Annotated in this window: 19 protein-coding genes and 1 pseudogene; 18 read left to right on the top strand and 2 right to left on the bottom strand. The window is 47.5% G+C overall.

Annotated elements, in window-relative coordinates; translation table 11 throughout:
- Positions 1 to 19: 19 nt before the first annotated feature.
- Positions 20 to 6,220 (top strand): phosphodiester glycosidase family protein, encoded by a 6,201-nt coding sequence (locus L6439_RS27755; protein ID WP_213471615.1) that lies wholly within the window; start codon positions 20 to 22, stop codon positions 6,218 to 6,220.
- A 400-nt stretch (positions 6,221 to 6,620) separates the two neighbouring features.
- A complete protein-coding gene (gene rlmH / locus L6439_RS27750; RefSeq protein ID WP_213471614.1) occupies positions 6,621 to 7,100 on the top strand; it encodes a 23S rRNA (pseudouridine(1915)-N(3))-methyltransferase RlmH in 480 nt (159 codons plus the stop codon).
- A 103-nt stretch (positions 7,101 to 7,203) separates the two neighbouring features.
- On the opposite strand, the gene L6439_RS27745 is transcribed toward rlmH, so the two are convergent.
- Entirely contained in the window at positions 7,204 to 8,652 is a 1,449-nt protein-coding gene (locus L6439_RS27745; protein ID WP_213471613.1) for a serine hydrolase domain-containing protein, read from the bottom strand.
- A gap of 691 nt (positions 8,653 to 9,343) precedes the next feature.
- On the opposite strand from L6439_RS27745, the gene L6439_RS27740 reads away from it, so the two are divergent.
- From L6439_RS27740 to L6439_RS27675, 15 genes and pseudogenes are all read left to right on the top strand, one after another.
- Positions 9,344 to 9,838 carry a hypothetical protein gene (locus L6439_RS27740; RefSeq protein WP_213471612.1) on the top strand — a complete coding sequence of 165 codons (495 nt, stop codon included), beginning with the start codon at positions 9,344 to 9,346 and terminating at the stop codon, positions 9,836 to 9,838.
- 597 nt (positions 9,839 to 10,435) lie between these two features.
- Positions 10,436 to 11,176: an SDR family NAD(P)-dependent oxidoreductase gene (locus tag L6439_RS27735; RefSeq protein WP_213471611.1), complete on the top strand. Its 741-nt coding sequence runs from the start codon at positions 10,436 to 10,438 to the stop codon at positions 11,174 to 11,176.
- A 1,262-nt stretch (positions 11,177 to 12,438) separates the two neighbouring features.
- The gene (locus tag L6439_RS27730) at positions 12,439 to 13,962 is read left to right on the top strand and encodes an amino acid adenylation domain-containing protein (RefSeq protein ID WP_213471610.1); all 1,524 of its coding nucleotides are present in this window, start codon (positions 12,439 to 12,441) and stop codon (positions 13,960 to 13,962) included.
- Between the two features lie 26 nt (positions 13,963 to 13,988).
- The gene (locus L6439_RS27725; protein WP_213471609.1) at positions 13,989 to 14,783 is read left to right on the top strand and encodes a GNAT family N-acetyltransferase; all 795 of its coding nucleotides are present in this window, start codon (positions 13,989 to 13,991) and stop codon (positions 14,781 to 14,783) included.
- Positions 14,784 to 14,827: 44 nt separating this feature from the next.
- Positions 14,828 to 15,064: an acyl carrier protein gene (locus tag L6439_RS27720; protein ID WP_237096673.1), complete on the top strand. Its 237-nt coding sequence runs from the start codon at positions 14,828 to 14,830 to the stop codon at positions 15,062 to 15,064.
- A gap of 24 nt (positions 15,065 to 15,088) precedes the next feature.
- Positions 15,089 to 16,159 carry a 3-oxoacyl-ACP synthase III family protein gene (locus tag L6439_RS27715; RefSeq protein ID WP_213471607.1) on the top strand — a complete coding sequence of 357 codons (1,071 nt, stop codon included), beginning with the start codon at positions 15,089 to 15,091 and terminating at the stop codon, positions 16,157 to 16,159.
- Positions 16,134 to 16,817 (top strand): MBL fold metallo-hydrolase, encoded by a 684-nt coding sequence (locus L6439_RS27710; protein ID WP_213471606.1) that lies wholly within the window; start codon positions 16,134 to 16,136, stop codon positions 16,815 to 16,817. Before L6439_RS27715 ends, L6439_RS27710 begins: the two co-directional genes overlap by 26 nt.
- Before the next feature lie 3 nt (positions 16,818 to 16,820).
- The gene (locus tag L6439_RS27705) at positions 16,821 to 17,552 is read left to right on the top strand and encodes an SDR family NAD(P)-dependent oxidoreductase (protein ID WP_213471605.1); all 732 of its coding nucleotides are present in this window, start codon (positions 16,821 to 16,823) and stop codon (positions 17,550 to 17,552) included.
- A 61-nt stretch (positions 17,553 to 17,613) separates the two neighbouring features.
- The gene (locus L6439_RS27700; protein WP_213471604.1) at positions 17,614 to 18,693 is read left to right on the top strand and encodes a 3-oxoacyl-ACP synthase III family protein; all 1,080 of its coding nucleotides are present in this window, start codon (positions 17,614 to 17,616) and stop codon (positions 18,691 to 18,693) included.
- A gap of 33 nt (positions 18,694 to 18,726) precedes the next feature.
- Positions 18,727 to 18,948 carry a phosphopantetheine-binding protein gene (locus tag L6439_RS27695; RefSeq protein WP_213471603.1) on the top strand — a complete coding sequence of 74 codons (222 nt, stop codon included), beginning with the start codon at positions 18,727 to 18,729 and terminating at the stop codon, positions 18,946 to 18,948.
- Positions 18,949 to 18,954: 6 nt separating this feature from the next.
- Positions 18,955 to 20,028: a hypothetical protein gene (locus tag L6439_RS27690; RefSeq protein ID WP_213471602.1), complete on the top strand. Its 1,074-nt coding sequence runs from the start codon at positions 18,955 to 18,957 to the stop codon at positions 20,026 to 20,028.
- Between the two features lie 321 nt (positions 20,029 to 20,349).
- Positions 20,350 to 20,586 carry a hypothetical protein gene (locus L6439_RS27685; protein WP_237096672.1) on the top strand — a complete coding sequence of 79 codons (237 nt, stop codon included), beginning with the start codon at positions 20,350 to 20,352 and terminating at the stop codon, positions 20,584 to 20,586.
- Positions 20,532 to 20,678, top strand: a pseudogene (locus L6439_RS29905) (uracil-DNA glycosylase); the annotation flags it as partial. The gene L6439_RS27685 and the pseudogene L6439_RS29905, both read left to right, overlap by 55 nt.
- A gap of 16 nt (positions 20,679 to 20,694) precedes the next feature.
- Complete coding sequence (locus L6439_RS27680) at positions 20,695 to 21,657, top strand: helix-turn-helix transcriptional regulator (RefSeq protein ID WP_213471601.1); 963 nt, start codon at positions 20,695 to 20,697, stop codon at positions 21,655 to 21,657.
- 81 nt (positions 21,658 to 21,738) lie between these two features.
- Positions 21,739 to 22,368 carry a type 1 glutamine amidotransferase family protein gene (locus tag L6439_RS27675; protein WP_213471600.1) on the top strand — a complete coding sequence of 210 codons (630 nt, stop codon included), beginning with the start codon at positions 21,739 to 21,741 and terminating at the stop codon, positions 22,366 to 22,368.
- 125 nt (positions 22,369 to 22,493) lie between these two features.
- Here L6439_RS27675 and L6439_RS27670 read toward each other — a convergent pair whose 3' ends face one another.
- Positions 22,494 to 23,846: a transposase gene (locus L6439_RS27670; protein ID WP_213471782.1), complete on the bottom strand. Its 1,353-nt coding sequence runs from the start codon at positions 23,844 to 23,846 to the stop codon at positions 22,494 to 22,496.
- Between the two features lie 356 nt (positions 23,847 to 24,202).
- Between L6439_RS27670 and L6439_RS27665 the strand changes: the two genes are divergently transcribed.
- On the top strand, positions 24,203 to 24,745 hold the full coding sequence (locus L6439_RS27665) for a hypothetical protein (protein WP_213471031.1): 543 nt from the start codon (positions 24,203 to 24,205) through the stop codon (positions 24,743 to 24,745).
- The last annotated feature ends 49 nt before the right edge of the window (positions 24,746 to 24,794 follow it).

Here is a 24,794-nt window from a genome sequence, read left to right as displayed (position 1 = left end):
TAGGAGGAATGGATAAGGGATGAAATGGAAACGAAAGAGGCCGGCCTTGCTTCTGAGCCTGTGCCTGCTCTGGCCGCTGCTCGCTCCCGCCGGACAAGCTCTGGCTGCCGGGCTGCCGCAGACCGAGTTCGGGCAGGTGCTTGATCGGAGGCAGATGGAGATCGGCCCGGGAGCCACGTACACCTGGTACAACATGAAGCTTCCGCAAGGCTTGGAGAAGGTGCATTTCATCGAATTCGATCCGAAGAATGAGGCGCTCGATCTGCAGCCGGGCATGACGGACGGCAAAGTGTACGGCATGCAGGGGGTGACCAAGATGGCGAGCGATGCGGACAAGCAGGGGAACCGGGTCATCGCGGCCATCAACGGCGATTTCTATGATATGTCCACCGGCGTGCCGCTCGGTCTCTTCATGGGAGACGGCGAGATTCTCGTCAGCCCGCCCGAGCCTGCCAGTTGGTATGCCTTCGGCCTGAAGGAAGACGGCACGACCGTCTACGGGTTGAGTCCGGCCCTCAAGCGGACGCTGCATATCGGCGGCAAGGATGTGGAACTATCGGACATCAACCGCATGCGCGGCACGGGAGACAAGCTGATGCTGTATACGTCCGCCTTCCATACATCGACGATGACGAATCAGCTTGGAGACGAGGTGGTGCTGGACGTACGGTCCGGCGAGGTGAAGAGCGGGCAGACGCTGAAGCTGAAGGTGTCCGAGTTAAGGCTGCATGCGGGCGATACGCCGCTCGCCGAGGGCAAGGTCGTCTTGTCGGCGGCGGGATCCTATCGCGAGCTGCTACAGGGACTTCGGGTCGGCGATGAAGTCACGATCGATTTCGAGCTGGAGGAAGCGTGGCGCGACGTGAAGATGGCCATCGGCGGCGTGGCCCAACTGTTGAAGGACGGCGAGGTGCAGCCGCAGAGCGACAAGGCGCTCTATCCGCGCGTCGCGATCGGCACGAAGGCCGACGGCTCGCTGGTCATGATCGAGATTGACGGCCGGGCGCCGGGCTTCAGCGAGGGCGTGTCGTATGACGACCTGGCGAAGGTGATGAAGGACATCGGCGTCGTCAACGCGCTCTGTCTCGATGGCGGCGGCTCCTCCACGTTCGTGGCGCGGCTGCCGGGCATGCCGGAGCGCCGCATCTTGAACCGCCCGTCCGACGGCGGGGAGCGGAAGACGGCCAACGGGCTGCTGCTCGTGAACAAGGCGCCGGAGGGAGAGGCGGCGAGCCTGGCGGTGCAGCCGAATCTGGAGCGGGTGCTGGCCGGGTCTTCCTACACGTTCCAGACGGCGGGCATCGATGCGAACGGCCACCCGGCTCAAGTTGCGGGCACACCGCAATGGAGCGTCGATCCGGCGATGGGAACCATCGACGAGAACGGCTTGTTCACGGCAGGCGATTCCGCCGGATTCGCCGAGGTAAAGGTCTCTCTCGGCGGCTTGACTGGCCAAGGGGAGGTCGAGGTGGTGAAGGAGTTGACCGAGCTGCGCTTCCCGGATACCGTCCGCACCTTCGCATCCGGCGAGAGGGTTACCCTTCCGGTGAGCGCTCTGCGGGACGGGCAGGACATCGTGGCCGACAACCGCCGCTTCACTTGGCGGGTGGAGGGGCCGATTGGGACGATCGACGAGAACGGCGTCTTCACGGCGACGGAAGAGACGGAGAAGAGCGGACGCATTGTCGCCGCTTACGGAGGCATTGAAGCCTCGATGGAGGTGAATGTCGGATTGCCTCCCGTCATTTTGGAGGATTTCGAATCGGGCATGGACCGGTATTTGACGACAAGCGGGGACCGGTACCAAAGTGTCCGCGTCAGTGCAGAGACGAACGAGGATTTCGTCCGCTTCGGTTCTTCCTCGGCCAAGCTGGAATATGATTTCACCGATACAGTTGGCATATCCGGCGCCTATCTGGCCGTGAAGGATGATGCGTCGCGCATCCAGATTCCGGGGTATCCGGAGAAGATCAGTGTCTGGGTCTACGGCGACGGCAAGGCGCACTGGCTGCGCGGCCAGATCCGCGACGGCAATAATGCGGCAGTGGCCCTTGACTTCACGGAGGAGAAGGTTGGCGTTGATTTCACCGGATGGCGCTACCTGGAGGCGGAGGTGCCGAAGGGCAGGCCGTTGCCGTTAACGATGGATCGCCCGATCCGGTACATGGAGACGAAGAATGACAACAAGACGGCAGGGGTTATTTATATCGATCAGATTCGGGCGCTGTACGGGCCGGCTGATGATGATCTGGATCCGCCGATCTTGAAGGACTTCGCCCCGGCTGACGGCAGCACGGTGGATACGGCGACGCCGGAGATTCATGTGTACGCCGAGGATGCCGGGTATGATCCGGCGGCCCATCCGGGCACGACGCTTATCGATCCCGAGTCGATCCGCATGATGGTCGACGGGAAGCTCGTGCCGCATAGTCTGTACCCGCCTAAGGGCAAAATCACGCATATTCCGCCGGTGCCGCTCGCGGACGGCGTGCATACGGTGAAGGTGCGGGTCAAGGACTTGTCCGGCAACCCGACGGAGAAGGAGTGGAGGTTCGAGGTCGATACGGGCGCTCCGAAATTGATGTATACCGGCCCTGATAATGTGTATGCCGGCGGCACTTATACGGTCGATGTTACCGCTCTCCGTGCTTCCGATATCCGCCGGGCAAGCATCGCTTTTGATTTCGACCCGGCCCAGGCGGAAGGGCTGGAGGTCGTGCCTGGGGCTAAGCTCCAGGATAGCCATCTTGCGTCAACGGTCGATCCGGCCAGCGGCGGGGTGGAGCTTAAGTTCACGGGCCTGTCCGATTTGATTCTGTCCGACGACGATGTGCTGGCGCAGATCCGGTACCGGGTGAAGACAAACACCGAGGGTGAGCTGCGGGTGAATTTCCGATCGGGATCGATCGCGTTCGCCGATCAGGATGACGCCGACTTCGATTTCTTCGGGCTGCCGCTGGTGGCGGCAGTGCAGTACCATCTGCGGCTGACCTGGAACCCGGATGGCATCGCTCAAGGCAATGAGACGGTGTTCGGCGTCGTCGATGAGCAGGGCCAGCCGGTAGAAGGCGCACGGCTGATGACGGCGGACGGGCAGGAGATTGGCGTGACCGATGCAGAGGGCAAGCTTGCAACCCGCGCCTTGACCGGGACGGTCAAGGCGTATGCGCTGCAGGCGATGAAGGATGAGCGCTACAGCCCGGTCGTGAAGTTCAAGGTATCGCCGCTTGCGGGCGGCAGCGATCCGTACAATATCAGTGTCGCGATGGGCGCTGATCCGGCCACGGCGCGCGGATTCGCCTGGCATACGCATGCGAACGTAGAAGCGACGGTGGTCGAGGTGGCGAAGCGGGACGGATTTTCCGGCTTTGACGGAGCCGGCGTCATCAAGGTGAACGGCACGAGCAGCCTTTATCATACCTGGGATATCGGTACCGTGCGCGTGCACAAAGCAATCGTAGACGGGCTGGAGCCTGGCACCGCCTATGTCTATCGTGTGGGCGACGGCGGCAGCCATGTGAGCGAGGGCTCGTTCCGGACAGCGGGGACGCCGGAAGAGCCGACCAAGTTCTTGTTCTTCGGCGACTCGCAGGCCTCCAATGCCGCCGGCTTCAATCTGTGGGGCAATATTCTTCGCAAAGCCGCGGCCGATCATCCGGACTTTGATTTCATCCTGCAGGCCGGGGATATGGTGGAGGACGGCTTCAAGGAAAATGAATGGAATCTGTGGTTCAAGGAAGCGCAGGATATATTGACCGATACGACGATTGTCTCGGTGGTCGGCAACCACGAGGTGACGGGCACCCGGAAGAATGACGATTTTCTGGCGCATTTCAATAACCCGCAAAATGGAATCGACAGTCTCAAGGGCAGCAATTATTCCTTCGATTATCACAATGCCCATATCGTGGTGCTGAACAGCGAATATGACTTCGAGGCGCAAAAGGAGTGGCTGCGCCGCGACCTCGCCGCCACGGACAAGACGTGGAAAATCGTCACGTTCCATCGCGGTCCGTACGGCAGTGTCTATGACTCCGCCCATATTCGCGAGGCGTGGACGCCGACGTTCGACGAGTTCCATGTCGATCTGGCGATGAACGGGCATGACCATGTCTATGTCCGTTCCTATCCGATGCGCGGCGGGAAGCCGTTCGGCGAAGGCGAGGGCACGACGTATGTCGTCGGCGGCTCGACCGGACCGAAGTTCTACGCCGTGACGGAGCGTGAGTGGCAGTATAAGGTGGACGGCGAGCAGACGCAGATCTACGGCGCCGTGGAGATTCGCGGGGGCGAGCTGACGTTCACGGTGAAGACGCTCGGCGACCGGCTGGTCGATCAGTTCACGCTGCGCAAGGGCCCGACGGAGCCGGTGCCTCCGGCCGAGGTCGTGCTGGACCCGCCGCAGGCGAAGCTGGCGGTCGGGGAGAGCGTGAAGCTGAAGGCGACGGTGCTGCCGGCCGAGGCGAGCGACAAGACGGTGACGTGGTCCGTCTACCGCTCTTCCGCCGACGGCGTCGCTTCGGTCACGGCGGATGGCGTCGTGACCGCTCATGCGCTCGGCACCGCCGTCGTTCGGGCGACGAGCGTCGTCGAGGCGGTCTATGCCGAGAGCGTAATAACGGTCGACCGTCTGCCGGAGGTTATCGTCGATGAGGTCCGGCTCGACCGGACGGAGGGCACCTTGAAGGCGGGCGAGACCTTGCAGTTGAACGCGTCCGTGCTGCCGGAGACAGCCGATCCGTCGGTCATCTGGGCGGTGTACCGCTCCGCGCCGGAGGGCGTGGCGACGGTTAGCGATCACGGCCTGATTACGGCCGTGAAGCCGGGGACGGCGGTCATCCGCGCGCTGAGCCGGGCGGATGCGTCGAAGTATGCCGACTTCCGGCTGACGGTGACGCCGGCCGTGGAGCCGCCGAGGCCGGATCCGGAGCCGGAGCGGGAAGGATCGAGCGACAGCGGCGGCTCCCGGACGGAGCCGAGCGTGACGCCGAAGCCGCCGGAGCCGGACGCGAAGGTGGATCCGGGCCGGATTCGCGTGAAGGCGAAGCGGGATCCGGGCGGCGCTCTTGCCCGGGCGGAGGTGACGGCTGCGATGCTGGAGCAGGCGCTGCGGGGCGTCGCGCCGGATCGGCGCGGCGTGAAGAGGGTCCGCATTGAGGCGGATGAGGACAAGGACGCGACCGGCATCGCGCTGTCGCTGCCTGCGGCGGCGGTATCGGATTCGAGCCTGCGGCACGAATACGAGATCGTGACGCCGCAGGCGACCGTGACGGCACCGTCGGGACTGGTGCCGGAAGGGGCGTTGGCGGACGATGCGAAGACGGTGAGCATCGTTATCGCCCAGGCCGACCGCAGCGCATGGCCGGCGGGGCTGGCTGGGCAGGCAGGCGACCGCCCTGCGGTGGAGTTGTCGCTGCTGGCGGATGGGAGGCCGCTGTCCGCCGGAAAGCTTGGGGAACGCGTGCTTGTCGCCGTTCCATATGAACCGGCTGCGCAGGAGCTCGCGCAGCCGCATCGCATCGTCGTCCGGACGGTAGATGCGGACGGCCGGGTTATCGCGGTTCCGAATGTGCGGTATGATGCGAAGTCCGGTATGGTGTATTTTTCGGTGAACACATTGGGTGTTGCGGCAGTTACCTTCTATGCGGATGGGTTTGACGATATCGGACAGCTTGGCTGGGCGAAGACCTCCATAGACGCTTTGGCGGCCAGAGGCATCATTAGCGGTATTGGCGGCAATCGGTTTGCGCCGCAGTCGGAGATTTCCCGGGCAGACTTCACGGTGATGCTCGTGCGGGCACTGGAGCTTCAAGCGGCAGGCCGTAAAGGGGTAAGGGGCTCGGGATTCGCTGATGTGGGCGCTGGCGCGTATTATGCGGACGCGATTGCGGTGGCGAAGGAATTGGGCTTGGTACGGGGCAAGCAGGATGGTTTCTTTGGGCCGCAATATGCGGTTACTCGCCAAGATTTGTTCACGATGACAGCCCGCGCGCTGGGGCACGTCGGCAAGCTGAAGCTGATGAGTGATCCGGCCGCGTTGACCCAATTCGCCGATCATGAGAAGATATCCGGCTATGCGAAGGAGGCGCTTGCCGCCTTGCTGGAGGAAGGGCTTATTCAAGGCAGCGGCAGCAAGCTGCGTCCGGACGGTTACGCGACCCGGGCCGAAGTCGCGGTCTTCTTGAACCGGGTGTTGGCGCTGGTTCAGGAACAGGAATGAGATATGAAGTAGCAGAATAGGGTTGTGAAGTTGCTGGAATGGGCGCTCTCTGTGTGAGGGCGCCTTTTTAATGCCTGGTCTTTTTTATGCAGAATAGATGAAGGTCGGGGGTCGTGGGTATGCTCAAGGTCTTATCGTCAGTATCCCATTCGGTCAGGATAACGGGAATGGAGCTTGAGGTTAGGTCACAGACGAGCGTGGTTTTTGCGGAAGCGACGTGAAAGTTATAGCTGCTTATGGGGGGCTGGTGATAGCTGTGCACGCGGGATGGGATACCTGGCGGCGTTGAATAGACGCGTCGAGGAATTGTCGGGTACACTAGAATCAATGATGGAAGTGTTAGAGGCGAAGGTTCTCTTTTGGATAAAGTAAACAAAACGAAACGGGGTAAGCGAGACGAATGTTTATTCAATTGGTATGCGTTGGGAAGCTGAAGGAGAAATACTTGGTGCAGGGGATTGCGGAATACAGCAAGCGGCTGGCGCCCTATGTGAAATTCCAGGTCATCGAGGTGCCCGACGAGCAGGCGCCCGAGAAGATGAGCGACGCCGAGGTGGAGCAGGTGAAGGAGCGGGAAGGCGACCGCATCCTCGGCCACATCAAGCCGGACGCGCATGTGGTGGCGCTGGCCATCGACGGACAGCTCTGGTCGAGCGAGGACCTGGCCTCCCATATCGATCGCCTGGCAACCTATGGGACAAGCCATTTCGTCTTTGTCATCGGCGGCTCCAATGGCCTGTCCGACGCTGTCCTGCGCCGCGCCCAGACGAAGCTGTCCTTCGGCCGCATGACGCTGCCGCATCAACTGATGCGCCTGGTGCTCGTGGAGCAGATTTACCGGGCGATGAAGATTAATCGGGGGGAACCGTATCACAAGTAGGGCGTAAAATAGGGGGGGTGCCTGGCACTTCCTTTTTGCTGATATTGTTCTCTCATTAAAAGAAATCTTCGCGTTTTTTCAATAAGGCGAACGAATGAAATGCTTATTTTCGGAGCGAGGCATTATATCGGTGAGTGTATACAAACCATGTAATGCTTGCTGTTAATAATGCCGACGAAATCAAAGCTGTAAGAACACTATATGTTTGCCAAATAAGTATCGCTGACCAATCTAATGCAAAGTACATTATACACTGGACAATCGTAGCAATCAGCAAAATAGCTGTTACGATTATTCGCTTTTTTGTCATTGGCTGCCGCTCATTCGTTTTCCTTCTGCGTATTCCTAAGAGAAAGAACAGAACAGCCAATAGGCAAAGAATAATTGTGGTGGACGACAAAATGATGTCCAAAAGCTGTGTGCCGCTTATTCCATATGATTGCGTCAGATTGCCGTCTAATATATCTTTAACTTTTAGTACCATGCTTCTGTTGATATTTGCGCCGTTGGTCAGCAAGCAGATGGCTGTTCGTTCATTTGGCAGTATGACCATTTCGGTTCCGAAACTGGGGTTGCCCCCTGAGTGCTTTATAATCGTTTGGTTGGCGTTTACCGACCAGCCCGCCGCATAATACATTTCGTTGACAGCCGGAACAGACATATCACCCTGATGTGATTTTTCGATAACCGTATGGAATATTTCGGGTATGTCCTGCACAATACCCATCTGTATGCCCATCCAACGCGCCATATCTTTTGTACAAGAAATGATGTAGGCTGCGGGTTTATTCCCGGAATAATCCGGCGCGTTATATGGAGTTGTCATAAAAAAGGAAGAACGGTAGCCCTGTGCCAATTGTCCGGTGGCTTGAGCATCTTCTTTATAAACATACGTCTGGTGAAGACCCAGTGGCTGAAATACCTGTTCCCTCATAAAGTCTTCATAGCTTTGTCCCGACACAATCTCAATAACCAGACCTAATACGTCATAATTAACAGTTCCGTAATTATACTGCTCACCAGGATAGAACGACAATTCAGAATCTACGAGCATTTCTACGGTTTTTTGCAACATATCCGGCGTATTGCCTTGTGGAATGTTTTGATTGTGAGGGCCATTTGTTAAGCCGCTAGTATGGTGTAAAAAGTTATTGAGTGTAATACTTTGCATATCAACGTGTTTCCCCTGATACTTTAACGTAAACCAAGGCAAATATTTCTGGATAGGGTCTGACATTGACAGCAGTCCTTGTTCTTCCATCAGCAGAATACCCATGCCGGTAAAAGCTTTACTTACCGAAGCCAGCTCATATAGAGTATTTTCACTTGCCGACAGTCCCTTTTCACGATCTGCGTACCCGGAAGAAAAGTAGAGCACTTCATTGTTCGCAAGTATTGAGATTGAGATTCCCGGTACACCTGATATACGGCTTGCATCATCCAACAATGTTTGTATTGAATCAGATTGCGAATCTGATAATGCATAACTTGGTGTTGCGAATCCGGTGAACAGTATAAGTAATGCAATCATAAAGACAATAATTTTTTTCATAGTCTCTCCATTCCGAAAAAACTCCCGTACGGAAAATATAAATAATCTGCAGTACGTCTTATTCCCCTAAAGTGTAATAAGATATATATTATGAAGTTTATTATTGCAAAATCTTATTGTATGTGAAGAATTATACGATATAAAAAATCATACCATAATTTTCTACTTACTACGAACTATTTTGCTAGAAACACAAAAAGCCCCCCCTGCGTCATTAGCGGAAGGGGGCAATAGTTTGGAAGTATTCCTCATTCTTCTCATCAAAGAAATTAGCTCGATCTCTTTGTGATGCGCTTATTTCCTGCTACAGTCAGATAGAAACACTGCATTTAGTCAAACTTGAATAGCTCAGAAGACTCCAATTGTGTTGATGTCGACCTTTTTCGATGATATTCCAACTGTAAACAAGGTTGATAGTCAAGCATTTTGAGGCGATTTCCGAAAAACAATAATAATATGGGAGATTATTACCTTATGGACGAGTTCTTTTGATAGGAGTTAAGTTCGCTTTATAGATGATATGGTGAACCGTATCATAAGTAGCGGCAAGTTTTATAGAATCTTGTTCGTTTTTAATAATGTATACTTATTGGAAACAATCAAATTTCCGAGGTGCTGACGTGAGCGGACCCAATTGCATATGAAGATGTTATTTAATAATTTCCCTATAATGAATTAGATCTAAAGCCTGATGGAATTTGTAGAACCGAATGCAGACATGGAAATAGAAATAAATACATTGTGCCTAGAAAAAAAGGCGCTCAAGGAAAATTATGTTTCTTCTTGGAAGACCAGGGACTGGAAAGTCAACTTTTATCCACTCATTAAAATAGAGACCGAATATATCTTTAAGAACCCTTGCTTCAATAGATGTTCTGAAATAATTAAAGATAACACTCTCTCGGAGCTGCTTGATGAAATAAAAAATATATCAGGAGAGGCAATTGAGAAGAAAGATAAGGGGCCAACTGCGAAGACTTGCAGGGATTTGATGAGGGAAATTATTAAGAGTTTTTTTCGAAACTTGAACGGGGTCTTAAGGAAAAGCCCATTATTAGTAATATGGCCAGTTACTGAAAAACGTGAAGTAGATGAAATGCTAATTTCAAAGGGGAAAGAAGTCCTAAACTTTACAGGACCGCAAACTGACAACTTTATTGATATTGCTAAAGAACATTATCGGTAATGAACGCTGGTAAGGAATTAGATGACTTTAACCTTATCTATGAAGATGTGGTTGATGCCTATGATGCAGTTTCTTCTAACTTCAATGGGCTCCTTAGCTGCATAAGGTTGATACTCCGCCGTTGTCCATGGGCAACTCTAGTTTGACGGATGTTATGTCGCCAAGACCTTTGATTGTTGCATCAAACAGTTTAGTTATACTTATGTCTCTACGTGTAATGGTAGCTTTCAACGTGGAAATCAGCCGGGATTGTGGTTAAAAAACATGGATGTTTTGTTTTCAATCTCTTTCGAATCAGTAGAACAACTTGAACCCCTTAAGGAAATAGGTACACGTTGTTAACCGGTTATTGGGTATCGTTATTCTTAGTGAAGAACAAGGAACTAGACGAGTATTGATGCAAAGAGAGCTTGATTTGAGATAAAATAGGATTTAAGGTTGAGGACATTAGGGGTGCAGGGGACTGAAAGCGCCATAAATAGTAGCTTGATAAAATGGAGATCATGGTTATTATTTCAAAGAAATAAGTCTGGTCGTCAGCTTTTCCCGTTTATCTAACTTTGAATGGATAATGAATATGCAGTTTGGAGGTGCTCTATGAGTATAACTGGCAAAAAAATTCTAGTTACGGGTGCAACTGGAGGAATAGGGAAAGAAATTGCTATCCATCTTTCCAAGGTGGGTGCTCAAGTTGTCGTCACAGCTAGGGATAAAAAGAGACTCGGAGATTTAATGATTAGATTACACGGGAGTGGTCACGAGCAATACGTATGTGATTTCACAAATTTGGAGGAGATTGAACCGATGATTTCTTACTCAGCAGCGATCAGCCCCTTTCACGGGCTTGTTCATTCAGCTGGCGGTGGAACGATCATGCCGCTTCGGTCGCTCGGTTCTTCCATTTTACACCAACACATGCAAGTGAATTTTTATGCCTTCATAGAACTTGTGAAGCAAATTACTAAAAAAAAACACATGTATGAGGGGGGCAGTATAATTGCGATTTCCTCGTTTGCAGCTGAGAACGGTGAACCGGGTCAAACGGCATACTCTGCAGCCAAGGCGGCAGTAGACGCGTCAGTGAGAACACTTTCTTTTGAACTAGCCTCTAAAAAAATTCGTATTAACAGCATTCGTCCAGGTATGATTCAGTCTGATTCAACCGAAAACTATGAACGAGATATGGGTCAGGAAAAGTTTGAAGCTTTGGTACAAAAACAATTGCTTGGATTAGGACAACCCAAAGACGTTGCAGCCTTGGCCGCTTTTTTATTAAGCGATGAATCTAGCTTTATGACAGGAAGAAGCGTTTATTTAGATGGCGGAAGGTTTCTATAATCTTTCTATCAGTTTGTTAAAATACGGGTTGGAAAACTGTTGCTTAGTTTAGATCAGAGAAGGAACAGAAAAGCTCAGCCCTTAAGTAACACCGTAAATTACAGTGTTATAGTTTAGAATGATAAGAATTGGTGCGCTGACATTGAGTCGGCGTTTTTTTATAGGAAGAAAGTTTTCTGTAAACAAACTAAAACATCATAAATAACTGTACATGCCCAACAAACACTTAAAGAAAATGTAAATCCAAAAACTGACAGTCTCCCTATGCAGTTCTAAGCTGTTTTTAAATTTGGGCGAGAATTACTCCGGATAGAGCTTGTTTGTAAACATATTGGGGAATCCCTTGTGGGTAAACGATGTTTGGCCTTCAGACCGCTAATGACATAAATCCTGCGCGCTAGTCACCTGAAGAACAGAGGCAGAAGGATGCCACGAATCCATTAATCCCTAAGTTCGGTGATGAGACTTGGGCACTTGACGGATCATGTCACGCCAGATCAATCTTGCTCTTGCTTTTGGATCCATAACTTCTGTTGCAAAAGGATATACTACATAACCCGCCCGAGCATGGCTTCCACGAGAGCATGACCATAGACCTTCTTCCCTTAAGCTTCTGCGATCCCGATGATGCAAGCTTTCACGATGTATGTCTGTTAAGGTACCTGAAAATCAAGATGACAACATGCCATCTACAAAGTGAGTGAGATGTTGGAGTACGGATTTGGAAAAATACAACGGGACTTTCCATTGTTGAAAGATATTATTCCAATTGCATACTCAGTTAAATAAGTGAAAGGTTGTATGTACTTATGGGGCTATGCTCATTAACGGGCTCTTATGGAATATTTTTACATATATCCTTAATTTTATCTTTTCCAGAACGATATCCTCACTCAGAAGAAGACTCCCAATTTTCCGTACAGCGAATCAGCTCAGGGGCAGGAGCGTCGGCCATTTTTGTTGGATATCCCCATCGCATTCAAGAGCGTCTACAAAAAAGAGGGTTAAAATGTTACGTAGAAATACCGATAGTAGTATATAGTGATGCATACAGGAAGCTGATAAAGTCATATTACCGTAATCGATAAATGATACACTTATTTGCGCAATGCTTGCAGGAGTTAATCCCTCGTAATTTAGGCTAGTCATAATGAATTTTTACATCACCATAAGAACATTTTAATACTTGTTACATTGCGAAACAAATTAAGTATACTATTAAAATATTAGCAGATAAGTGAGTGAATGGGATGTACATCCATTTGACGGAATATCTCGATCAAACAGTAAAAACTTCACCTGATAAAATCGCTGTCATCGATCATAACCAATCGATCGACTTTAAGACACTAGTCGTCAACGCGAAGAAATTGGCTTGTTTCATCAGCCGAATAATGGGCGACATGATTAATGCTCCAATCGCCGTGTATATGGAGAAAAGCATCGGAAGCATCGTTTCCGATATTGCGATCCTGTATAGCGGCAACGCCTACATGAATTTGGATATAAAAACTCCGGCGGCACGTACTCGTAGTATTATCGAGTTGATCCAGCCGAGATTGGTCCTTACGAACAGTAAATACGTTGGGCACCTAAAGGAAATTGCATCCGAAGTGCAAATCGTTACCTTCGATACGTTGGATTTTCAACAGTTGGTTTACGAGGAAGAACTGATTTCTGCACGGCTTCAGCGGCTGATAAGCACCGATCCAAGTTGTATTATTAACACGTCTGGTTCTACGGGTGTACCAAAAGGCGTAGTTCTCAACCATTTGAGTTTTATTGATTTTACGGATTGGGCTGTTGAAACACTAGGCATTGACAATGATGAAATCATAGGAAGCCTCTCGCCGATTGTATTTGATATTTATAGTTTTGAACTGTGCATGCTCATGGCAAAGAGCAGTACCATCGTGATCATACCGGATGGGCTGTCGCCGTTTCCGGTAAAAATATTGAACCTAATGCAGGAAACCAAAGTATCGTATATTTTTTGGGTGCCTACCATTATGGTCAATATCGCCAATATGGGGCTGCTTGATCACATTGAGTTGCCCGACCTCAAGACGGTGTGGTTTGCCGGTGAAGTATTTCCAACGAAGCAGTTAAATGTGTGGAGAAGGCATTTACCGCATGCACGCTTTATTAACCTATATGGACCTATCGAGATTACGCTGGATTGTACATATTTTATCGTAGATCGTGATTTTCGGGATGATGAAGTTGTTCCGATCGGCTTTCCTTGTCGGAATACCGATATCTTGATATTAAACGATGAAAACATACTTGCTGGAGTCAATGAAGAAGGGGAGTTGTGCGTTCGCGGCGTTTCCCTTGCAATGGGGTATTATAACAATCCGGAAAAAACAGCCGCTGCCTTTGTGCAAAATCCACTTCAGTCCGCCTATCCAGAGCTAATTTATCGTACGGGCGATATTGTATTGAAGAATGAACGTGGCGAATTGATTTTCAGAGGACGCAAAGATACTTTAATCAAGCACATGGGCTACCGCATCGATCTTGGTGAAGTCGAGCATGTAATCATCAACAGCATGAAATTGGTTAAAAATGGATGTGCTGTTTACGATCATGTTCGCAAGGAGATAGTATTCTACTACGAATCATTAACGGATATGCAGCCTGCTGATATGCGTAAAGCGATAGCCGAACTATTGCCCAAGTATATGATTCCGAACAAATATGTGTGTCTGCAGGAATTACCGCGGAACACAAATGGCAAAATTGATCGCCTTTACCTGAAACAGCAACTAAGTGAGAGCCGCTAACTATACTTGCGAAGAAGGGACAGTCATTGGAACAAGTAGAACGATTGTTTGCGTTTATCCGCAGCATCAAATCCCGACAAATGAGAACCAACGCAATGTTTACCAAGAATCGGCTTGAGGAAATCGAACTTTCGAGCGATCTGAAAGTGGTGATTGGACAGGATGCATCCGTTGTGCTTATTCCTGACGGCAGTTTATTGCGGGTATATTACTACGCCCGTGATGAACAAGCGTTGCAAGAGCTTAGGAGACTGATCCCTTCAACAGATTTAACGGTTGTTTGCGATATCGTAGTAAAGGAGCCACAAGGGATCCGCCTAAGCGAAGAATTGACCAGATATGGCTTCACTTGCTATGCGAAGTTTATTCGTATGACTTGTGCAACGATTGATCGAGATGCCGAAGTCAATACAGCGGAAGTGGAGTTGGCGCAAACTGCTGATGCTCAGGAAATACTAGACATATTACATGACGAGTTCGATCCTATTACTGCCCATTTTCCTTCCCTGGCAACCGTACGCAGGATGATAGAGGACGAAGAAGTTTTTATCATTCGCCGGGATGGACGGATTGCAGGGCTTACGTCATTTGATTCCAAAAACAAAAAAATAGCCTGTTTGGGGTTTGTGGTCGTACGCAACGAATACCGTAAGCAACATTTCGGACGAAAAATGTGGCAACACAAAATTCAAAACAGTCCACACATTGAACAATGTTACTTATGGGTCAATGCGCTGTGCCATGGCCCTATCGCTTACCATGAGAGAAATGGGTTTGTCCAAGATGGCGTTGTGGATTATATTATGATTTTGAAAGAATAGGTGAAATTTTGGGGTTAGATACACATACAAACCAAGGAGTGACGATGATGGATACGATCATGGATATTTTAAAAGAACTTCGACCGGAATGCGATTTTGCATCAAGCACTGACTTTATAAGCGACGGCTTGCTGGATTCGTTCGACATCGTATCGCTCGTGACTGAACTGGAGGATAAGTTTACCGTTTTAATTGATCCGCTCGATATTGTGCCTGAACATTTTATGAGTCTTCCTGCCATTGCTGGCCTTGTTAAGAAAAGCGGCGGTGATGTGCAATAACATGCATGAAAGCGAGTAAACCTTATGAAAATGGTATTTCGTAATAAGAAAATATCCGGAATCATGTGTGTGTTGCCCGAATCGGAAGTGTTTTTTGACGATGAAATTGGCAATTATACATTTCCCGAAGCACAAACCAAACGGTTGAAATCGGTAATGGGCTTTGAGAAGCATCGAGTCGTCAAGCAAGATACCGCCTCATCCGATCTTTGCATCTATGGATTGGAGCAACTGCTGCAAGCGAAAAAGATTAACAAAGCAGACATTTGTGCCGTGATTGTCGTTACGATCACACCCGATCATTTCGTTCCTCATGTGAGCAATAGGATTCAAGCCCATTTTGGTCTTTCCGAAGAAGTATTATGCTTGGATATTTTACAGGGCTGCAATGGATTTCTTATCGGATTGATGCAAGCGTTCATGCTGCTTGACTACAATCCAGGGATGAAAGTGCTGCTATTCAATACAGACACATTGAGCAAGAAAGTTTCCAAGCAGGATCGCAACAGCTACCCGTTAATCGGAGACTGTGCCACGATTACCGTTGTCGAGCAGGATGAAGCGGCCAAGCCTATTTATTTTCAAGTTTCTATGGACGGGACACAAGGCGAAGCATTAATCATCCCAGCCGGTGGATCACGCATGCCCTGCAGTCCAGAAACGGCTCAGATGAGAGATAGTGGTGACGGCAACATACGCAGTCTGGAAAATCTCGTTATGGATGGCACGGCCGTCTTCCAGTTTGTGATGACGAAAGTCCCTCCTCTGATAGCCAATACGATTGAATTTTCCGGAATTAGCCAAAAGGAAATCGACTGGTATGTCTTTCATCAACCGAATAAATTCATGCTGCAGAAGCTGGCTGACAAAATTGGTGCTCCCAGGGAAAAGCTTTTTATGAATATTGTGCAAAACTTTGGCAATCCAAGCGGTGCGTCGATCCCGTTAACAGCAGCCTTTAATTTAGGTGAGCGATTGATTCATGAGAGCTTTACATGCTGCCTTAGCGCCTTTGGAAGTGGATTAAGCTATGGTGCCATGATAATGGAGCTAGGAAGGTTTGATTTTTGTGAAATTTGTGTATCAACTTACTGAATCTTCCATTTACTGTTCTTACTTTGAACCGATCGACTCTCGTATGTATGTGATTCATCAAAAGGATCGCGCTTTGATCATTGATCCGTTTATAGAAGATGAACTCTATACATTTTTGCAATATCATTCGATCAACCAGGTACAAGTCCTGCTTACGCATGAGCACTATGATCATATTTCCGGCGTAAACTGGCTACGCGAGGTTACCCATTGCCAAGTGCTTTGTTCAGCATCTTGTGGGGAGAGGATTCAGGATCCTCGGAAGAACTTATCGCAATATTTTACGGCATTGTTTGGTTTACAAAATGAATCTATACGGAATAAAATCAAGGAAATGAATGTGCAGCCTTACAGTTGCAAAGCCGATCAAATATTTACAAACGAACTGGAACTCACTTGGTTTGGCCATCATGTGTATGTTCGAGAAACACCGGGCCATTCAATTGGCAGCGTATGTATCCTGGTGGACAATCACATTATTTTCACGGGTGATAGTTTGACTAACGGAACACCTGTCGTAACGCGACTGCCAGGCGGAAACCGCCAAGCGTATCAATCGGTTACCCAACCCTATTTATATGGATTGCGGCAGGATATGTTGGTATTCCCAGGCCATGGCGATATCGATACCATAGGCAACTTGCTTCAGAGGAGTTGAGTCATGCTTTTACAAGGTAAAATTTGTTTTATTACCGGTGCCGGAAAGGGAATCGGACGCGCTACACTTGAACGCTTTGTAGAAGAAGGCGCGCAACTTATTTACGCTAATGATAGCGTAGAAGGATGTCTCGATGAATATTGTGCCGAGCATACTCAGGTCGTGCCGCTTTATTTCGATGTTGCTGATGTGGCACAGGCAAGAAAAGCCTTTTTGAAGATCAAGAAGGAAGCGAATCGATTGGATGTTTTGGTCAATAATGCGGGTATGATGAAAGATGCGCTCATCGGAACGATCAGTCGCTCGCTAATGGAACAACTGTTCGCTGTGAACGTCTTTGGAACGATGGAAATGTTGCAATTAGCCAGCAAGCTGATGATCACTCAAAAGTGTGGCAGCATTATCAATTTGTCATCAGTTGTAGGAATAACAGGGAACCCTGGTCAACTCGTTTATTCAGCTACGAAAGGTGCTATCATATCGCTGACCAAGACAGCTGCAAAGGAACTTGCACCAAAAGGCATTCGTGTAAACGCAATCGCGCCTGGCATGATTGACACCGATATGATGCGCTCGATCGGTGAGAAGCATCTTCAGGTACACCTCGACCATATCCCGTTTGGCAGGCTGGGTCAACCGAGAGAAATCGCTGATGCCTGTGTGTTTCTGGCCAGTGGTATGTCCAGTTACATCACCGGGCATATTTTATCTGTGGATGCTAGTGTTTTGGTATAGCACTACTTCGCGTTGAATCATTCAACTAATTTGTGGTTATAGCCGGAAAGGAGGATGAACGATGCTACTCAGTAAGTTCAATAACTTACAAATTGCCGGCATTGCGTGTGCAACACCAACGCAGGAAGTTACCGCAGAAGAACTATATGAGAAGTTTGGCAAGGACGTTGTGGAAAAAACCATCAAAATGGTAGGCGTTAAACGTTCACGCCAATCAACTCGCAAGCAACTCTCTTCCGATTTGGGCTATGTCGCTGCAAGAGCAATATTACAAACGAAACAGATTGACCCCTCAAGCATTGGCGTGTTGCTCTATGTAACACAGACACCGGATTACAGGGTGCCAGCAACCGCCTCCATTTTACACCAGCGTTTAGGTCTAACCGTTGACTGTGCGGCAATGGATATTAACTTGGGCTGCTCCGGGTTCATCTATGGCGTGCACAGTGCTTGTTCACTCTTAACCAGCTTAAATTGTGAGCGTGCCCTGTGCATCGTCGGGGATACATCCAGCAAGCTGGGCTCGCAAGAAGACCGCGTATCTTCCTTGTTGTTCGGGGATGGAACGGCAGCCATTCTCATTGAAAAATCCGTACAGGCCCGCTCGATCGAAATCGCTTTGCGTTCAGATGGCAGCAGATATGATGCGATTATGATACCGAATGGTGCATTTCGAGCCATGACCTTAACTCCTGAAGAACTCGCTCTTGGCCACAGAAGTTATGCTTATCCGATTATGAAGGGCACGGATGTATTCAACTTCAGTATCACGGATATCCCTAAGCATATCCATGAGTTTTTGCTTGGACAAAATAAATCGATTTCAGACTATGATTGTCTTGCTTTGCACCAGGCCAATCTCTTCATGTTACAGCAAATTGCCAAACGTGTAAAGGCAAGCCCTGAACAACTGCTTGTCAGCATCGATCGATATGGAAACACTAGCGGTGCCTCGATACCTTTATCGCTTGTCGATCGTTATGGTGCACAGGATCGCGGTGAGATTCAGGCGCTGATGAGCGGATTTGGCGTAGGGTTGTCATGGGGGGTAATGAGTGCAAGCTTACTAGCCGAAAATATACTGCCTATGATCTATACGGATGAATTTTATGACGACCCAGCCTTAAATGTACAGGAGTGAACTACCAAATATCATACATTTTTGGAGGAATTAATGATGGAACTCAGTAAAAAAATGAAATTATTAGAGGAATTGCTGGAGGTGGAGGCGGGAGAAATTAATGCCGACACGCTGTTGGATGATATTGAGAGCTGGGACTCCATGGCCAAGCTATCATTAATTGTGATGATGGAGGAAGAATGCAAGAAACCTCTTTCGGGTGATACGATCCGCTCATTTACATCTGTTCAAGATATTCTCGATTATATGGATTAATGACCTATGAAACATTCACAATTCAAAAAGTACTTACCTTATTTCGAGGATCGATATGTATTTGAATTTTGCCCTGTCGATCGAATTGGCGATGTAGTTGCATTTATTGATACCTATTGGAAAAAGAATCATATTTTTGTGAGATCACCTGAATTTTTATCATGGCAACATTATGATAAAGCTAGCAACAAATACAATTTTGTGATTGCGAAACATAAAAAAACCGAGGAAATCCATGCGATGGTTGGGGTCACACTTTCCAGCCATTTTGATCCCGCGATTAAGACGCCTGTAAGATGGGGGAGCATGTGGAAAATTCGCCCTGATATTCAGGAGCCTGGACTTGGATTGATGGTTGAGTGGAAAAAAAACGAAACGGGTCATGCATGTGCAGAAGTTGGCTTTGGAGAATCAAAGATCGCGATTGGTCTAGCCAAAAAATTAAAAGCCATAACGGGCATTGCTGACCAACACGTCATCATCAATCCCAAGAAAACAACGTTTCATATTGCTTCGAATGTAGACACCGCAGATTGCTATGCGAAGCAAGCAGTACCATCAAATAAAGCTCTATTGGATTGTTCGTTGGATGAATTTCGGCAATTAGAAGGCCCTGTGATCCATACGATTCCGTTTTATAAATCTAAGCTCTATTATGAAAACCGATATTTCCGCCATCCCATCTACTCGTACCAAGCAACGAAAATTTGCAATGCAGCGTCTGACGTTGCAGGCATCTTGTTCTGGCGAAAATGTACGCACGGATCTGCCGCATGTATTCGAATTGTTGATTATTTTGGTGCTCATGATGCACTAAGTGGGTGTTTGGATGGCTTCCTGGAATTGTTAGCGAAATACGATGCTGAATATATTGATTTTATTCATGTGGGCATGCCTGACAAACTTATGATGGAAAGTGGATTTATAAATAGGGGAAACTATCCATCGCTCATCATTCCTAATTTTTTTGAACCTTTTGTGCAAAAAAATATTGATGTTACTTACAGTTATGAAAGTAGGGATACCAACTACATACCTTTAATATTTAAAGGTGATTCTGACCAAGATCGACCAAGCTAATTCTCATTTACATGCAGACTGAATTCTTACAGCGGGAGAAGGCTCATATCCAAACGAACGCTTTGGCGGTCATGTATCATTATGTAAGGCAAAGGGAAGGCTGGAATGGAATATCTCCGTTTCTCCCGGGGGAATTTTGAGCGTACTGAGAGTAAGGTGGGGTATTATCATTAAGGCTAATAAACAATTTTTGATATGGTTTCTACAGGTACTACCATATCACTGAGGCTGTATAAATAACAGTCTCTTTTTTTTGCTATTTCAGACGTTCCAGTGATCCGTACTATAAATAAAAGCAACTTTTTGCTTTGGGTGGGCATAATGAAATCAGTGCGTGCCGAAAGAAAGGAAGGAGATGGATACACGGAAATGGTCCATCCCTTTGTCATCTTGCCTGAAGAACAAGTGCCCGAAGGTATTGAGCATTGTGAACGCTGTCGTGTTATCTTGGGTGAAGGAAATCCGAAGGCCAAGATCCTGTTGCAGCCGTCGGTATTATTTGCTGGCACGAGTTTGAGGGTGTCCCGATCAGCTTTACCTATCACCCGCTTGCCGTAAGAAGGAGACCCAATTTACTAAGGTTCTTCGTAGAGGATTTTAAAGCATTGAAGGAGAAGTCGAAGGGAAGATCAACGCCGCAAGCAAAATGAATTGAGGTAAAGCATTATGTCTAAAATTGATAATATGATGGCGATTCTATGGATGTTGCATTCAGGCAGGAAAATTACCGCAAAACAAATAGCTGAAAAGTTAGAGATGAATATAAGGACGGTTTACCGTTATATTGATGCGCTTTCTGCGAGTGGTGTGCCGATTATAGCGGACACAGGTCATCATGGGGGGTATACCCTGTTGAATCATTTTATTGAAAGTCCTCTTCTTTTCGATGTTGATGAGAAAACCGCATTACTTCATGCTGCTGTTTTTGCCCAAGAAGCTGGCTACTTTTTAGGAGAGGCATTAGACCGAGCGACACCAAAGCTAACAATGTATTCAAATCAAGAGCAGGAAAGAAGGATTAAGCAACATTTACAAGGGCTTGAAGTCATAAGTCCAACTGGAAAATCATCTATGGAGCCAATATTGAAGCAATTGGAGCAAGGTATAGTAAACGAATCATCTGTAGAAATTGAATATCATACAAATCGTGAAGAGCAATCCAAGCGCAGGATTGTTGATCCATATGGAATGATTTATTGGAATAATAACTGGTATGTCATTGCATTTTGTCATCTAAGGAATGAAGTCCGCAGTTTTAGAGTAGGGCGAATTCGCAGTATTATTCAAACAGAAATTACCTTCAATCGTCCAACGTCCTTTTCGGCCGGTGAATTTTTTATGAAAAGCCTGCTTCCAGAAACAGCAGATAAGCAAGGACTTATGCCATTCGTTGTTGGCGGTACGACCAGTGCGTTGGATAATTTATGCCAGCATTGGTTTTTAGGGCATCATTTCAGAGAACGAACTTCAAAGAAAGCTGTATTTCTGCTTGAAGAAGAAGCAATTCATACATATGTACCGTATTTACTGTTACCTTACGGTAAATCTATTCAAGTCATTGAACCACTAAGTTTGAAGCAAAAACTTATTGAGGTTCTATATGAGTTAATTGATTATTATCAGGCTTAAAAACTTTACTGACGGAGGATGTCAGTAAAGTTTTTTTATATTAGGGTATATCGATTCATCCCTTACAAAAGGAGTGCTGTTATGCATACAAGAAAAGTGTATCTTTATGTATTTAATACAATGTCAGACTGGGAGGTAGGTTATTTAATTGCGGAACTCAACTCGGGAAGGTATTTTAAAAAAGAATTAGCGCCTTTAGAGGTGGTTGCTGTAGGCATTGATAAAAATCCTGTTACTACAATGGGAGGATTGAAAATACTGCCTAGTATTTCTATTGATGAGTGTATTTTGGAACGGACCGATGTTTTAGTTCTTCCGGGCGGAAATACTTGGACAGAAGCAATTCACGAACCTTTATTGAAAAAAGCTTCTGCATCGTTAAAAGAAGGTACTGTTGTTGCGGCGATTTGTGGTGCAACCGTAGGACTTGCAAAGATGGGATTGCTAAACTCAAGAAGGCATACAAGCAACAGCCTAGAATATATGAAAATGATCTGTCCCAATTATACTGGAGAAAAATATTATGAAATGGAACCAGCAGTAACTGAAGGGAATTTAGTTACGGCATCAGGAATAGCTCCGTTGGAATTTGCGATGCATGTATTGAAGGTGCTGGATGTATTTGCACCAGACACATTACAGTCATGGTTCAATCTTTATCAGACTCATGAACCGAAATATTTCTTCGCGTTAATGAATTCTATCCAGTAGCTGATAGTGGATAACAAGGGAAAGAAGAGAGGATCAGAAGAAATAATCAGCTATTGAATCAATTTCATAATGCATAATTACAAAACTGTAGATTAACCGAATTAAAGTATTTCCTTTTTTGAAAATTATGCAGCTTGCTCTTGGAATTGACGATTTAAACGATCACATGCTAATTTTATACAATTGTAAACCAAAGTAACCAAGTTAAAATGAACCTTAGCTTTTTGACCCGTTCGGTGTCTCACATTGTTCAATTGGAAGAATTCCTTCAAGTAAGCATTCACTCTTTCGACTGCAGAACGTCTCTTAGCGATTTCTTTCCAATGCTTTGAGCCTCTGGCCGGGGCGGTATATTTTCTAAGATCAGTTGTTATCTTCATTTTATAGACTTTCTGGCAAAGTGAATCATGCGCCAATGGACAGCTTTCGCATTCTTTCGGTCGAACATATTTGAGTGTTCCATATTTTGAATCGTAGCTGTCATAACGATAAGAATGCTCCCTTACACAGGTTGGGGCGAAGTGTTCGTCAAATCCGTCGTGTTCTGGTTCTCGGCGACGGTTATACGCAATTACAGCATGTGCCTCTGCTTCTCGAACTTGCTTGTATATAGGTTCATAATCGTATCCAGCATCCATGGTTGCGTACTTGAAACTGAAATTCGGATGCTGTGAAGCAACCCCTTTTAGGAGTGGAATGGCCGCTTTACCGTCATTCAAGCTTCCGGAAGAGAGCAAGGCTCCGAGGATATACTGACTCTGCGTTCCAATGGCAAGATGACCTTTATAGCCATACCAAAAGACATTTTTTCCATCACTATTTTTCTTGACTCCCCACTGCGGATCAAGAGGCATTTGATCTCGCAAAACATGGAATGATTCATTTAATTGAGCGGCAATTTCTTTTTCGAAGATTGGTTTTTGTTCCTCTTCTTCTTGCTTTTGTTTGAGCCAAGCTTCACGTTCGGCTTTTGTTTTTCGCCCACGCTTTTTTGGCTCAGGTTTTTCCTTTTCTTGCTTCGCAGGTGCCTGATCCCGAGCTTCGATATGGGTCGCATCGATTGCAACCGTATCGTCTGTAATGAATCCTTCTGCCATGGCTTGTTCGAGTAACTGCTCTTGCATGTCCTCCAGTGCATGGCTTTGGCTCATCTTGCGCACCAACCGGGAATAGGAAGAGGCCGAAGGAATCGCTTCTGAAAGCATAAAGCCACAATCCATGCGGAATAAGATGTCATGTTGAAGTCTCTTTATTAAATCTTTAATCGTAGGAATACGTTCAACGATTCTAACAATCAAGGAATAGACCATCGCCCTATAATTCACTTCAATGGGGGCACCATAAAAAGATGTTTTCCTGACCAAACGCAAGATCGGAGTGATGTCGATTGTAGAAAAAATCTCACGAAAACGATCTTTTTGTTCCATCTCATAAAGCTCTTGCAGGGTAAATAAGCTCTCATGTCGAATATAGGGCATAGGGAGTTCGCCTCATCTCTTTGGGTATTGTGTGGATACTTTACTTATTCGAGATTTGGGGAGGTACTCCTTTTTCTGTACCTTAAAAACCCAGTCATAGCAAGACTTTCGATTTATGAAATTGATTCTATTGTTTATGGAATAGAGAATGACGAAAGTTTGTTGCATTATGGAAAGTAGGCTTTATCCGCTATTTCATTGATAGACCCGATAGATAAACTATATTTAAGTTAAATAGTGAAACTTATATTCGGGCTTCGGTCTGTTACGACAGGTCAAGAACAACTTCAAGTTGTACCAGGGGAAGCTCAAGAAGTGATTCCGGTCGATTGCGTGAACACAAGGAGGACACGGGGATGAGAATGCCGAGCGACAGCGAGCTGACAATTCTATTCGATGGAGACGAGCGGCAGCTTCAACAATTTATTGAGAAGCATCGCGAGACATTCGAGCGCTATCAAATAATGGATGACGTGAATGAACTAGCGGACGAGCTTACGGTCGAGAAGCAAATTCCGGTTGTGTTCGCTTTCGTACACGGCGTTACCGTAGATTGGCGAGAGTACGACGAGGATATCGTCCGATTGTTCGGTGAAATGCTGTCGGATGAGACGGTCGAGGTAGCGAATACGGACAAAGGGCTGGACATTACCTACAATGGACAACTGCATTCGATACCACTCACCTTTACCGGAAAAGATCGCTATATTACGATTCGGGGGTTTCAGGAGTTGATTAAGGACAAATACGAAATTCGTCTTTTTGAAGCCTCGTATTTGTCCGATACTCACGACTTTTTGATTTTACCGAATCGTCAGTGGGAAGAACTGGATGCCCGGTACCCGGATCGGATCAGGGAAATGTTCCGCGTTATTGATGACGAGCTGGATTTTCCGTAAAGCTGTTTCAGAAGAAAAATGCGATTCTCGCTTATAAAAGCAACCCGCA

It is taken from the genome of Paenibacillus dendritiformis, assembly GCF_021654795.1.
Classification (GTDB): Bacteria; Bacillota; Bacilli; order Paenibacillales; family Paenibacillaceae; genus Paenibacillus_B.
This window is presented reverse-complemented; position numbering and strand designations above follow the sequence as displayed.